The sequence below is a fragment of the Cupriavidus sp. C3SS-1 genome (assembly GCF_057073755.1).
Window position 1 is genome coordinate 1,185,483 of sequence record NZ_CP172699.1, and the last position, 12,224, is coordinate 1,197,706.

At 66.9% G+C, this 12,224-nt stretch carries 12 protein-coding genes; 6 read left to right on the forward strand and 6 right to left on the reverse strand.

All coding sequences use genetic code 11. The annotated features are described in order from the left end of the window. The first annotated feature begins 21 nt into the window (after nucleotides 1-21). Nucleotides 22-360 (forward strand): ISC system 2Fe-2S type ferredoxin, encoded by a 339-nt coding sequence (gene fdx / locus ACIGJC_RS05525; protein WP_483711014.1) that lies wholly within the window; start codon nucleotides 22-24, stop codon nucleotides 358-360. A 15-nt stretch (nucleotides 361-375) separates the two neighbouring features. Then, entirely contained in the window at nucleotides 376-570 is a 195-nt protein-coding gene (iscX, locus tag ACIGJC_RS05530; protein ID WP_483711015.1) for a Fe-S cluster assembly protein IscX, read from the forward strand. 32 nt (nucleotides 571-602) lie between these two features. On the opposite strand, the gene ACIGJC_RS05535 is transcribed toward iscX, so the two are convergent. The 4 genes from ACIGJC_RS05535 to prfB form a co-directional block, all read right to left on the reverse strand. Further along, a complete protein-coding gene (locus ACIGJC_RS05535) occupies nucleotides 603-1,628 on the reverse strand; it encodes a hypothetical protein (protein ID WP_483711016.1) in 1,026 nt (341 codons plus the stop codon). 281 nt (nucleotides 1,629-1,909) lie between these two features. Further along, nucleotides 1,910-3,451, reverse strand: coding sequence for a lysine--tRNA ligase (gene lysS / locus ACIGJC_RS05540; protein WP_483711017.1), 1,542 nt, complete (start codon nucleotides 3,449-3,451; stop codon nucleotides 1,910-1,912). Nucleotides 3,452-3,502: 51 nt separating this feature from the next. Continuing rightward, nucleotides 3,503-4,258, reverse strand: coding sequence for an SDR family oxidoreductase (locus tag ACIGJC_RS05545; RefSeq protein ID WP_483711018.1), 756 nt, complete (start codon nucleotides 4,256-4,258; stop codon nucleotides 3,503-3,505). Nucleotides 4,259-4,351: 93 nt separating this feature from the next. Next, nucleotides 4,352-5,456, reverse strand: a protein-coding gene (gene prfB / locus ACIGJC_RS05550) for a peptide chain release factor 2 (protein ID WP_483711019.1) whose coding sequence is annotated in 2 segments (ribosomal slippage) — nucleotides 4,352-5,374 and nucleotides 5,376-5,456 — 1,104 coding nt in all. Because the reading frame shifts where the segments join, the coding sequence is not laid out codon by codon here. Nucleotides 5,457-5,659: 203 nt separating this feature from the next. Between prfB and ACIGJC_RS05555 the strand changes: the two genes are divergently transcribed. Next, on the forward strand, nucleotides 5,660-6,382 hold the full coding sequence (locus tag ACIGJC_RS05555; protein WP_483711020.1) for a peptidoglycan DD-metalloendopeptidase family protein: 723 nt from the start codon (nucleotides 5,660-5,662) through the stop codon (nucleotides 6,380-6,382). Nucleotides 6,383-6,394: 12 nt separating this feature from the next. Here the strand turns inward: ACIGJC_RS05555 and recJ are convergent, their stop codons facing one another. Together recJ and ACIGJC_RS05565 are read right to left on the reverse strand one after the other, a co-directional pair. Beyond that, nucleotides 6,395-8,092, reverse strand: coding sequence for a single-stranded-DNA-specific exonuclease RecJ (recJ, locus tag ACIGJC_RS05560; protein WP_483711021.1), 1,698 nt, complete (start codon nucleotides 8,090-8,092; stop codon nucleotides 6,395-6,397). A 29-nt stretch (nucleotides 8,093-8,121) separates the two neighbouring features. Then, the gene (locus ACIGJC_RS05565) at nucleotides 8,122-9,222 is read right to left on the reverse strand and encodes a hypothetical protein (protein ID WP_483711022.1); all 1,101 of its coding nucleotides are present in this window, start codon (nucleotides 9,220-9,222) and stop codon (nucleotides 8,122-8,124) included. Between the two features lie 115 nt (nucleotides 9,223-9,337). Here ACIGJC_RS05565 and ACIGJC_RS05570 point away from each other — a divergent pair, with 115 nt between their 5' ends. The 3 genes from ACIGJC_RS05570 to ACIGJC_RS05580 are packed head-to-tail and all read left to right on the forward strand — an operon-like array spanning nucleotide 9,338 to nucleotide 12,199. Next, on the forward strand, nucleotides 9,338-10,588 hold the full coding sequence (locus ACIGJC_RS05570; protein ID WP_483711023.1) for a lipoprotein-releasing ABC transporter permease subunit: 1,251 nt from the start codon (nucleotides 9,338-9,340) through the stop codon (nucleotides 10,586-10,588). Then, entirely contained in the window at nucleotides 10,581-11,318 is a 738-nt protein-coding gene (locus tag ACIGJC_RS05575; RefSeq protein WP_483711024.1) for an ABC transporter ATP-binding protein, read from the forward strand. Before ACIGJC_RS05570 ends, ACIGJC_RS05575 begins: the two co-directional genes overlap by 8 nt. Before the next feature lie 14 nt (nucleotides 11,319-11,332). Then, nucleotides 11,333-12,199, forward strand: coding sequence for a TatD family hydrolase (locus tag ACIGJC_RS05580; protein WP_483711025.1), 867 nt, complete (start codon nucleotides 11,333-11,335; stop codon nucleotides 12,197-12,199). The last annotated feature ends 25 nt before the right edge of the window (nucleotides 12,200-12,224 follow it).

Below are 12,224 nucleotides of genomic sequence, written 5' to 3' on the forward strand. Positions count from 1 at the left end.
GCATCAATACCAGGACACGACATGCCACAGATCATCGTTTTGCCCCACGCCGAATACTGCCCGGAAGGGGCGGTGATCGAAGCCGAGACCGGCACCAGCGTCTGCGACGCGCTGCTGGCCAACGACATCGACATCGAGCACGCGTGCGAGAAGTCGTGCGCCTGCACGACCTGCCACGTGATCGTGCGGGAAGGCTTCGACTCGCTCAACGAAGCGGAAGAGAAGGAAGAAGACCTGCTCGACAAGGCCTGGGGCCTGGAGCCCAACTCGCGCCTGTCATGCCAGGCCATCGTCGCCGACGAAGACCTGACCGTCGAGATCCCGAAGTACACCATCAACCACGCAAAGGAAGGCCACTGAGGCCCGGAGAACCCCATGAAGTGGACCGACACCTACGATATCGCCGCGGCCCTGTATGACAAGTTTCCCGACGTGGATCCGGTAACGATCCGCTTCACGGACCTGCGCAAATGGGTGCTGGAACTGGACGGCTTCAGCGACCTGCCCGAGCGCTCGGGCGAGAAGATCCTTGAAGCGATCCAGTCAGCGTGGATCGAGGAAGCCAGCTGAGCGGCTTCAGCAGCCGGTCGATCCGACCGCCCTCAGAAACGATATCCGACGCCAGCCACAAAGATATCGGCGTCACGGTCGTAGCCCGTCATGACGCGATTCCATGACAGCCGGCCAAGCCAGTGCTCGCTGAGCCGGTAGCTGGCCGACAGCGTCAGCAGCGCGGCCCAGCGGGAGGGCGAGCTGTCCGCACCTGGCCCGCGGACCTGCAGCGTGGTCGCGTAGTACGGCCCAGCGCCGATGCCCAGCGTCAGCCGGTCCCCAAAGAAGCCGCCGCTCAGCCACGCTTGCGCCGCCACGCCGCGCCGCTGAACTTGTTCGGAACTCCCCTCCGCCAGATAGCCGAGCGTGCCTTCGATGCCGCGCCAGAAGCCGTGCCGATACTCCGCGGCCGCGGCGAATTCCGTTTCCGAAGCAAAGCTGTTGACGATGCTGGTGCCCAGGAAGATCGTCAGTTCATCGCCAGTGAGCGTGCCGGTGCGCGTGCCCGCGACAAAGGGGCCATCGCGCCGGCCGTGGTCGAGCTGGTAGCCCACGCCCAGCAGCACGGTGTTCGAGTTGAAACTCGACCAGGTTTGCGCGCGGTTGTATCGCGCCTGCATCATCCAGGGGCCGCCGCTCACATACCAGGTAGCCGCCGCGCTGGCCAGTAGCCCGACGCCGTGATGGTTGCTGTAGCTGCCGTCCGGCTGTTCGTCGGCAGTGTCGGAATATAGGTAAGGGCCGGCACCGAAAGACACCGCGAACTGGCGGCCCGGCGTCAGCCAGCGCCACCACAGCTGGGCAGCATGTCCGTCGCGATGGTGGCCGCTGACGTGTCCTTCGTTCAGGTAGGTGTAGCTTGCATACCAGCGGTCTGTGAGGTTTAGCTGGTAGCTGTAGGCGTAGACACCGCTGCGGTCGTCGTCGCCGTGGATCGGCGGATTGGTGTGCACGCCGCCCATCAGCAGGAGTTCCTGGCCATGCGCGGCATGCTGGAGCGTGGCCAGCAGGAGGCCGCCAGCCAGCGGCATCACTCGTTGCCAGATCCGGAAGGTCCTGCGGTTGGCGCATTGCATCTTGGGGGTTCCGATATGCGGGGGCGCTCGGAAATCATAGCAAAGCGCACAGACGGTTGCCCGGGTGAGGCGGGTCCTCCTTATTACGGAATATTCTTCGCGCGATGTGCAGCCAGCAGGGCGAGAAGGGCGAGAAGGGCGAGAAGGGCGAGAAGGGCGAGAAGGGCGAGAAGGGCGAGAAGGGCGAGAAGGGCGAGAAGGGCGGGAGGCAGGCGCATCAATGAAAAACCCCGCCAAAAGGGCGGGGCTTCACTGACCAGCGCTGGCCCGTACGACCGTACTCAGTCCTCGCGCCGCAGATGCGGGAACAGGATGACGTCGCGGATGTTCGGGCTGTCGGTGAGCAGCATCACCAGGCGGTCGATGCCGATGCCGCAGCCGCCCGTCGGAGGCATGCCGTATTCGAGGGCGCGGATATAGTCCGCGTCGTAGTACATCGCCTCTTCATCGCCGGCGTCCTTCTGCTCGACCTGCTTGCGGAAGCGGTCGGCCTGGTCTTCGGCATCGTTCAGCTCCGAGAAGCCATTGGCGATCTCGCGGCCGGTGATGAACAGCTCGAAGCGCTCCGTGATGCCCGGCACCGTGTCCGAGGCGCGCGCCAGCGGCGAGACTTCCACCGGGTAGTCGATGATGAAGGTCGGCTCCCACAGCTGGCTTTCGGCGGTTTCCTCGAACAGCACCAGTTGCAGCGTGCCGATGCCCGCGTTGAGGAACTGCGGCGCGCTGGTGTTGACGCCAAACTTCTTCAGTTCGGTGCGCAGGAACTCGACATCGGCCAGTTGCGCATCGGTGTACTGCGGCGCGAACTTCTGGATGGCCTGGCAGATGGTCAGGCGATGGAACGGCTTGGACAGGTCGAGTTCGCGGCCCTGGTAATTCAGCACCGCGGTGCCGCTGGCGTCGATGGCGGCCTGGCGGATCAGGTTCTCGGTGAAGTCCATCAGCCAGCGGTAATCCGTGTAGGCAGCGTAGAACTCCATCATGGTGAACTCGGGGTTGTGGCGCGGGCTCACCCCTTCGTTGCGGAAGTTGCGGTTGATCTCGAACACGCGCTCGAAGCCGCCGACGATCAGGCGCTTCAGGTACAGCTCGGGCGCGATGCGCAGGAACATCTGCATGTCCAGCGCATTGTGGTGCGTGATGAACGGCTTGGCCGCGGCGCCGCCCGGGATCGGGTGCAGCATCGGCGTTTCCACTTCCATGAAGCCGGCGTCGGCCATATGGCGGCGCAGCGACGACATCGCGTTGGTGCGCGCACGGAAGGTGTTGCGGGTCTCGGGCGAGACGATCAGGTCGACATAGCGCTGGCGGTACTTCATTTCCTGGTCGGCCAGGCCGTGGAACTTGTCCGGCAGCGGGCGCAGCGACTTGGACAGCAGCCGCAGTTCCTGCACCTGCACCGACAGCTCGCCCTTGTTGGTGCGGAACAGCACGCCGCGCGCGCTGATGATGTCGCCGAGGTCCCAGTGCTTGAAGGCGGCGTAGACGTCTTCGCCGACCTTGTCGCGCGTGATGTAGAACTGGATCTGGCCGCTGCCGTCCTGCACGGTGGCGAAGCTGGCCTTGCCCATCACGCGCTTGAGCATCATGCGGCCGGCGATGGCCACTTCGACCGGCGCGGCTTCCAGCGCGGGCTGGTCGGTCTCGCCGTACTGGGTGTGCAGCGCGGCGGCCTGGTGCGTCGGACGGAAATCGTTCGGGAAGGCCACGCCTTGCTCGCGCAGGGCCGCCAGTTTCTCGCGCCGCTCCGCGATGATCTTGTTTTCGTCGGCGGCCGGTGCTTCTGCGGTCGGGGCGCCCTGGGCGCGGGTGGGTTCGGTCATGATGTCTTGTCGGGTCGCGCGCGGCATGCCGCGCGCGGATTCAGTATGGCTTCAGTAATTGCGCAGGTCGTCCAGCTCGGTGCTGCCGAAGTCCGGACGATGCAGGTAGGCAAGGATGCGACCGGCGGTGTCTTCGGCGGAGGCAAGCTGCTGGTTCGCCTTCAGGTCGCGGAAGCGCTGCACCTGGGCAAAGTCGGCATTGCGGATGGTGTCCTGCATGCCGGTGTCGACCACGCCCGGTGCGAGCGCCACGGCACGAACCGTTCGCGGTGCGGGGGTGCCGGCGTATTCGGCATTGACCGAACGGATGAACATGTCGAGCCCGGCCTTGCCGGCGCAATAGGCGCTCCAGCCTTCGACCGGGCGGCGTGCCGCGCCGGACGAGATGGCGAGCACCTTGCGCGGGCAGTCGAACTTCTCGGTGCGTTCCAGGAACGCGCCGGTCATGATCATCGGCGAGGCCAGGTTGGTCAGCAGGTGCGGCAGCAGGGTGCTTTCCTGCAGGCGCGACAGCGGGCCGATCGGCTCGACCACGCCGGCATTGAGGATCAGCGTGGCGCTGGCCGGCCGGTCCTGGCTCTCCAGCACGCTGGACAGCCAGCCGGCGGCGGACGCGGGCTGCGACAGGTCCTGCAGGTGCCAGGCAACCGGCACGCCGCTCATGGTGGCAACGCGCTCGAGTTCCAGGTTGCGGCTGCGCGCCACGCATACCAGGCGGTTGCCCGGCACGAGCAGCGCATTGGTCAACGCCGCACCGAGCCCGCGCGAGGCGCCGGTGATGATGTAGAGGTGGTCTGCTTCGCTCATGATGCCCGGTTCGGAGCGCCACCCGCGGCGGGCGGTGCATGGTTGGCGGATGCGGTCCGGCGCCATGCCCGCGCGGCGGGCATGGCGCCGGCCTTACAGTCCCTGCTTGAGGCTGGCCTCGATGAACGGGTCCAGGTCGCCGTCCAGCACCTTCTGGGTGTTGGACATTTCCACGTTGGTGCGCAGGTCCTTGATGCGGCTCTGGTCCAGCACGTACGAGCGGATCTGGTGGCCCCAGCCCACGTCGGTCTTGCCGGCTTCGAGCTTGTCGGCTTCGGCCTGGCGCTTGCGCATTTCGTGCTCGTACAGGCGCGACTTCAGCATCGACATGGCCTCGGCACGGTTGCGGTGCTGCGAACGGTCGTTCTGGCACTGCACCACGATGCCGGTCGGCATGTGCGTGATCCGCACGGCCGAATCGGTCTTGTTGATGTGCTGGCCGCCGGCGCCCGACGCGCGATAGGTATCCACGCGCAGATCGGCCGGGTTGACCTCGACCTCGAACGAGTCGTCGACTTCCGGATACACGAACACCGACGAGAACGAGGTATGGCGCCCGCCCGAAGAGTCGAACGGCGACTTGCGCACCAGGCGGTGCACGCCGGTTTCCGTGCGCAGGTAGCCAAAGGCGTATTCGCCCTCGATCTTGATCGTCGCGCTCTTGATGCCGGCCACGTCGCCTTCGGACTCTTCGAGCACCTCGGCCTTGAAGCCCTTGCGCTCGCAGTACTTCAGGTACTGGCGCAGCAGCATCGAGGCCCAGTCGCACGCTTCGGTGCCGCCCGCGCCGGCCTGGATGTCGATGAAGGCATTGGCCTGGTCCATCTCGCCCGAGAACATGCGGCGGAATTCCATGCCGGCCACGATTTCCTCGAAGCCCTTGACGTCGGCCTCGATCGATTCCAGCGTTTCGTCGTCGCCTTCTTCCTTGGCGAGTTCGAAAAGCTCATCGGCACCGGTCAGGTCGTCCGTGAGCTTGCCGAGGACACTTACGACGCCCTCGATGGCTTTCTTTTCCTTGCCGAGATCCTGGGCGCGCTTGGGGTTGTTCCAGACGTCCGGGTCTTCCAGCAAGCCGTTGACTTCTTCCAGCCTTCCTACTTTGACATCGTAGTCAAAGATACCCCCGTAGATCTTCCGTCCGGGAACGGAGATCGGAGATGGCACCGGAGATGGCGTTGAGGCGTTCTGCTTCCATGATGATCCTGCGCTTCGAAAACCTCGAATTATAGCGGAATCGGGACGTATTCCGGTGCCGCGAGCGGCGCTGGCAGCCCTTTGCGCCATGAACGGAAGCACCTGCCGAGGGTCTACCCGGCGGGCCATGCGGCGCGGGCGGCGATAATAGAGCCGCTCCAGGCTTCGCCAGCCGCCCCCCGAAGACCAACTCAACAGGGACGAATGACGCCAACAAGACACGAAACCGCCGGCCGACGCCGGATGCTCGGATGGATGATCGCCGCGGCGTGCGCCGCGCTGGCCGCCGGTTGCGGCACGATGTCCTCGGAACCCGCGCCCGAGGGCTTTTACCGCGTGGAGAGCGGCGACACGCTGTACTCCATCGCCCGCAAGCAGCGCCGCAATGTGCGCGACCTGGTGCGCTGGAACAACCTGCCCAGCGCCGACCGCATCGAAGTCGGCCAGCTGATCCGCGTCAAGCCGCCGGGATCCGGCACGACCGCTTCTTCTTCGGGCGGCACGCCACCGCAAACTGTGACGGATACGCCGCGCGCGGACAGCGGCGGCCAATCGAAGGTGCCTGCCAGCGCCATCCGGCTGCAATGGCCGTCCGACGGCAAGGTCACGTCACGCTTCTCGCCGCCCGCCAGCAAGGGACTGAGCATCGCGGTGCCGCCCGGCGGCACCGTGAAGGCTGCTGCATCGGGCTGGGCCATCCACGTGGGCAATCTGCGCGGCTACGGCATGCTGGTGATCGTCAAGCACAACGACGACTGGCTGACCGTGTACGGCAATCTCGACAAGCCGCTGGTCAGCGAAGGCGCGCGCGTCAGCGCCGGCCAGGACGTCGGCAGCATGGGCGGCAGCGGCAGCGAACTGCACTTCGAGGTGCGCGGCAACGGCAAGCCGGTCGATCCGGCCAACTACCTGCCGGCACGCGGCTAGCCGCGGCGCGGGTTACTGCGCATGCTCGATCACGAGCTGGACGCGCGTGACGCCGTTGAAGGTGTTGTTGTCGAGCCGGTAGGCGACCTGCGCGCTGGCGCCGAGTTCATCGGCGTGGTTGAACCAGATCGCGTCGAAGCGCTGCCGGCCGCGCCCTAGCTGCAGCTTGAGGTGCTTGCCCTTGAGCACGCTCTGGCGCAGCACGTCGAATTCGCCGCAGAAGCTCGGGGCCGGAAAGCCCTGGCCCCAGACCTGCTGCTCCAGCAGCGTGACGAACTCGGGGCTGAAGCACTGTTCCTCGATATCGCCGTCGGTTTCGATCACGCGCGCGAGCTGGTCGTCGGTCAGCCATTCGCGGCCGACCGCCTCGAAGGCGTCCTGGAACTCGGCAAAGCGCTCGGCGCGCACGGTCAGGCCGGCCGCCATGGCGTGGCCGCCGAACTTGACCATCAGGCCCGGGCAGCGCTTGGAGACCAGGTCGAGCGCGTCGCGCAGGTGGAAGCCGGGGATCGAGCGGCCCGAGCCCTTGACTGTGGCTTCGTCGCCCGGCGCGAAGGTAATGGTCGGACGATGGAACCTGTCCTTCAGCCGCGAAGCGACGATGCCAATCACGCCCTGGTGCCAGGTGTCGTTGAACACGCTGACGGTAAAGCGTGCCGCAGGATCGAGGCCGGCCAGCGGCCGCTCCAGGATCTGCAAGGCTTCCTGCTGCATGCCGGCTTCGATGTCGCGCCGCTCGCGGTTCATGCTGTCCAGCTCCTGGGCGATTTCCCAGGCGCGGTTGGCATCGTCGGTCAGCAGGCATTCGATGCCGAGCGACATGTCGGCCAGGCGCCCAGCGGCATTCAGCCGCGGACCGACGCCAAAGCCAAGGTCGAACGTATTGGCCCGCGCGGCTTCCCGGCCCGCGGCACGGAACAGCGCCGCCACGCCCGGCTGCATGCGGCCGGCACGCATGCGCTTCAGGCCCTGCGCCACCAGGATACGATTGTTGGCGTCGAGCTTGACCACGTCGGCCACCGTGCCCAGCGCCACCAGGTCCAGCAGCGTTTGCAGCGGCGGCTGGGTTTGCTGCGTGTAGACGCCGCGCTTGCGCAGTTCGGCACGCAGCGCCAGCAGCACGTAGAACATCACGCCCACGCCGGCCAGGTTCTTGCTGGGGAACTCACAGCCCGGCTGGTTCGGGTTGACGATGACCGCCGCGTCGGGGAGCTCCGCGCCCGGGAGATGGTGATCGGTCACCACCACATCGATGCCGAGCGCGTTGGCGGCGGCCACGCCGTCGACGCTGGCAATGCCATTATCGACCGTCACGATCACGTCCGGCTGTTGCTTCGCGGCCAGTGCCACGATCTCCGGCGTCAGCCCGTAGCCGTACTCGAAGCGGTTGGGCACGATGAATTCCACGCGCGCGCCAAGCATGCGCAGGCCGCGCACGCCAACCGCGCAGGCGGTCGCGCCATCGCAGTCATAGTCGGCCACGATCAGCAGGCGCTTGCCTGCCGCGATGGCGTCGGCCAGGTACTCGGCGGCATGGCCGATGCCCTTCATCGCCGTGGGCGGGACCAGCTCCGGCAGTTCAGTCGAGAGCTCGGACGGCCGCGCCACGCCGCGCGCGGACAGGATGCGCGCGAGGGTCGGGTGCAGGCCGGCGGCCGCCAGGGTGCTGGCGTGCTCGGTGGAGTAAGGGCGGATGGCAATCCGGGTCATGGGCGGTCTGCTTTTTCTTTGTTCGGGGGTCAGGCGGTGAAGGCGAGGTCGGACAGCAGTGCGCGCCAGTCACCGCGCTGGCCCATGCCGCGCCAGAATTTGCGCAGGTCGGCGCGGCGCACGGTGAATTCGGCGAAGTGGTTCTCGCCGCCGAGCACCAGCGTGATGGCCTCGATGCTGCCTTCGCCAAGCGCCTGCAAGGCGGGGGCGAACCAGTCGGCGTCGAGCGCGTGCATGCGTTCGATCCACAGGCCCCAGTCTTCGGCGATATGCGCCTCCGTGGCGCTGTCCAGCATCGCCATGACTGCGCCGTCGGCCTGCACGCCGGCAAATCCGGCAGGGACAGCCGCGATGCGGCTGCCGCCGGCGAGCCCGAGGCCGGCCAGGAAGGGGTCGTTGGCCAGGATGGTGTCGGCCAGCCTGGGCACCGGCTGCATCGTGCCGCCGCCATACAGCCAGACGGAATTGATGGACAGTTCGCCGGCGGCCTCCCGTGCCCGGTTGACGGGATGGTCAAACCAGGTCATCTGGATTTCGTTCTGCAGCCGCCGCCAGTCGCGCGCGCGTGCGCCGTCCTGCAGCCAGATGTCGATATTGCGGCCGGTCGCGCGCAGCGGCGTGGTAGCGTCCAGCGGGCCGAACACGGCTTCGGACAAGTACCAGCGTGCCGCGCAGCGCGCCTCCAGTGTGATGCCGGCTTCGCGCAGCAGAGGCTCGATGGCGGCGTACAGCGACGCGGCTTCCGCATCACGCACGCGCAGCTGATCGGGGTGGACCAGCACGAGATGGTCGCGGGCGGCATGGATATGCACCAGTTCCAGGCAGGTCCAGGCCTCGCGATCCGCCGGGGCGGCACCGCCGCTGTCGGCCAGCCGCATATAGGGCGCCATCGGCACCCTGGCCGTGTCCAGTCCGGCCTTGCCGGCCAGCCAGCGCTCGTGCGGCAGGCTGCGCAGCCACGGGTCGTCGTGCCGCTCGCGCTGGCCGGGCGTGGCCCGGGTCAGCAACTTTCCGAGCGCGGGCAACTCCAACTGCCGCAGCAGCGCGCCGGGCACGACATCGTCCGTGGCGTCGTCGCCGGCGCCGGGCGGGACGGAAAAGGGCACAATCAGGGTCAGGTGGCTCATCATGGTGGCGAGATTGTAAACTTCCGGCTGGCCGGCGCCAGCCTCGAGTGTGGTGCGGGGCTCCCGGCTACGCGCAGTCTCCGGGCACAGGCGCCTTTCCGAAACAACAGGAACCCTCTTGAAATTTCCCTACGAGTGGCAGATTGGCTGGCGATATACCCGCGCAAGCAAGCGCGCCAGCCGCAATACGTTCATATCGTTCATCTCGATGATCTCGATGCTGGGCATCGCACTCGGTGTCGCCGCGCTGATCGTGGTGCTGTCGGTCATGAACGGCTTCCAGAAGGAAGTGCGCGACCGCATGCTGTCGGTGCTGTCGCATATCGAGGTGATCGGCCCGTCGGCGCTGCCTGACTGGCAGCGCACCGCGGCCGAGGCCATGCAGAACAAGGAAGTCATCGGCGCCGCCCCCTATGTGGCGGCCCAGGCCATGCTGACGCGCGAAGACGCCGTGCGTGGCGTGCTGCTGCGCGGCGTGGACCCGGCCGAGGAGCCGAAGGTTTCCGACATCGGCAAGCAGTTCAAGGCTGGCCATATGGAAAGCCTGCAGCCAGGCGAGTTCGGCATCGCGCTGGGCAATGAGCTGGCCAATGGGATGGGCGTGCAGGTCGGCGACAAGATCACGCTGCTGGCCCCGCAGGGCACCATCACGCCGGCCGGCGTGTTGCCCCGGCTGAAGCAGTTCACCGTGGTGGGCGTGTTCTCGTCGGGCCATTTCGAATTCGACAGCGCGCTGGCGCTGGTGAACATCCGCGACGCCGAGACCCTGTTCCGCATGAGCGGCCCGACCGGTGTGCGCCTGAAGCTGGTGGACATGCAGCGGGCCCCGCAGGTGGCCAATGAACTGGCCGGCACGCTGTCTGGCGAGCTCTACTTGCGCGACTGGTCCAAGCAGAACCGCAACTGGTTCGCCGCGGTGCAGACCGAGAAGCGCATGATGTTCATCATCCTGACATTGATCATCGCCGTGGCCGCGTTCAACCTGGTCTCGACGCTGGTGATGACGGTGACCGACAAGCAGGCCGACATCGCCATCCTGCGCACCATGGGCGCGCAGCCGGGATCGATCATGAAGATCTTCATCGTGCAGGGTGTGGCCATCGGCTTTATCGGCACCTTGCTGGGCGTGGCCGGCGGGACGCTGATCGCCACCAATATCGACGTGATCGTGCCTTTCATCGAGCGGCTGCTGCACGTGCAGTTCCTGCCGCGCGACATCTATTTCATCAGCGAACTGCCTTCGGACCCACGTGTGAACGATATCGCCACCATCGGCATCATTTCCTTCGTGCTGGCCACGCTGGCCACGCTCTACCCAAGCTGGCGCGCCGCCCGTGTCAATCCGGCGGAGGCGCTGCGCTATGAATGAAGCCATGCTGCAATCGCATTCCTCCCCCGTGACCGCGCAGGCGCGCACGGGCACGCCGGTGCTGATGGGCGAAGGCCTGTTCAAGCGTTTCCAGCAGGGCGGACTCGACGTCGAAGTCCTCAAGGGCGTGGACGTGCGCGTGGACGCCGGCGAGAAGGTGGCCATTGTCGGCGCCTCGGGCTCGGGCAAGAGCACGCTGTTGCATGTGCTGGGCGGATTGGACAACCCCGACGCGGGCCGCGTGGCGCTGCACGGAAAGCCCTTCACGGCGCTGCGCGAGCGCGAACGCAATGTCGTGCGTAACCGGTCGCTCGGATTCGTCTACCAGTTCCACCACTTGCTGCCGGAATTCACCGCGCTGGACAACGTGGGCATGCCGATGCGCATCCGTGGCCTGGACCAGTCCGCGGCGCGCGGCGCGGCGCAGAATATGCTCGATCGCGTTGGCCTGGGCGGCCGTGCGAAGCACCGCCCCGGCGAGCTTTCCGGCGGCGAACGCCAGCGCGTGGCGATTGCGCGCGCGCTGGTCGGGCAACCCGCCTGCGTGCTGGCCGACGAGCCGACCGGCAACCTGGACGACCACACCGCGGGCGGCGTGTACGACCTGATGCTGGAACTGTCGCGCACGCTGGGCACGAGCTTCGTGATCGTCACGCACGACCTGGACCTTGCCAGCCGCTGCGACCGCGTGCTGCGCCTGCGCGACGGGCACCTGCACCAGGAGCGCTGATACCTCCGGCAGCCATGTGGATCGACACCCATTGCCATCTCGACGCCCGCGAATTCGACCGTGATCGCGGCGCGGTGGCCGACGCGGCTGCGGCAGCGGGCGTGAAAGGCATTGTCGTGCCCGCCGTGGCGGTGTCGAACTTCGATGCGGTGCGAGCGCTGGCGCGGGACGATTCACGCTGTGTCTATGCGCTGGGAATCCATCCGCTGTGTTCGACGGGTACCGCGCAGGCAGACGTGGATGCCTTGCGCCGGGAGGTCGCGGCGTCGATCGACGATCCGCGTTTCGTCGGCATCGGCGAGATCGGCCTCGACTTCTTTGTCGCCGGCCTCGATGCCGCACACCAGACCTGGCTGTACATCGAGCAATTAAGGATTGCGCGCGAGTTCGACCTGCCGGTGCTGCTGCACGTGCGCAAGTCGCAGGACCAGGTCTGCGCGCAGCTGCGCAAGCTGGGCGTGCGGCAGGGCATTGCCCATGCCTTCAACGGCAGCCACGAGCAGGCACGCCGCTTTATCGACCAGGGACTCCGGCTCGGCTTTGGCGGCAACGTGACCTTCAGCCGCGCGCGGCAGATCCGCCGGCTGGCCGCCGAGTTGCCGCTCGACGCGCTGGTGCTGGAAACCGATGCGCCGGACATCGCGCCCGCATGGCTGTCCGATGACCAGTTCGGCGAGCAGCACAAGGCCCGCAACACGCCGGCCGAAGTGGCTGGCGTCGCCCGCGTGCTGGGCGAATTGCGCGGACTTGAAGCCACTGCACTGGCGCAGGCCATGTGGCGCAACTCGGTGGCGGCGCTGCCGCGCCTGGCGGCGTTTGCCGACGCGATGGCGCCCGCGGGCGGCAGTTTGGCCGACAACGCGGCCGACAACAACTCCTGACTCGCGGACAAGCTTTTCCCGGCAA

Excerpts from the sequence above, each read along its gene's own strand:
- fdx (WP_483711014.1), top strand. The coding sequence starts at position 22 with ATGCCACAGATCATCGTTTTGCCCCACGCCGAATACTGCCCGGAAGGG.
- ACIGJC_RS05580 (WP_483711025.1), top strand. The coding sequence starts at position 11,333 with ATGTGGATCGACACCCATTGCCATCTCGACGCCCGCGAATTCGACCGT.
- ACIGJC_RS05535 (WP_483711016.1), bottom strand. The coding sequence starts at position 1,628 with ATGCAATGCGCCAACCGCAGGACCTTCCGGATCTGGCAACGAGTGATG.
- ACIGJC_RS05565 (WP_483711022.1), bottom strand. The coding sequence starts at position 9,222 with ATGATGAGCCACCTGACCCTGATTGTGCCCTTTTCCGTCCCGCCCGGC.
- lysS (WP_483711017.1), bottom strand. The coding sequence starts at position 3,451 with ATGACCGAACCCACCCGCGCCCAGGGCGCCCCGACCGCAGAAGCACCG.
- ACIGJC_RS05545 (WP_483711018.1), bottom strand. The coding sequence starts at position 4,258 with ATGAGCGAAGCAGACCACCTCTACATCATCACCGGCGCCTCGCGCGGG.
- recJ (WP_483711021.1), bottom strand. The coding sequence starts at position 8,092 with ATGACCCGGATTGCCATCCGCCCTTACTCCACCGAGCACGCCAGCACC.
- ACIGJC_RS05555 (WP_483711020.1), top strand. The coding sequence starts at position 5,660 with ATGACGCCAACAAGACACGAAACCGCCGGCCGACGCCGGATGCTCGGA.
- ACIGJC_RS05575 (WP_483711024.1), top strand. The coding sequence starts at position 10,581 with ATGAATGAAGCCATGCTGCAATCGCATTCCTCCCCCGTGACCGCGCAG.
- iscX (WP_483711015.1), top strand. The coding sequence starts at position 376 with ATGAAGTGGACCGACACCTACGATATCGCCGCGGCCCTGTATGACAAG.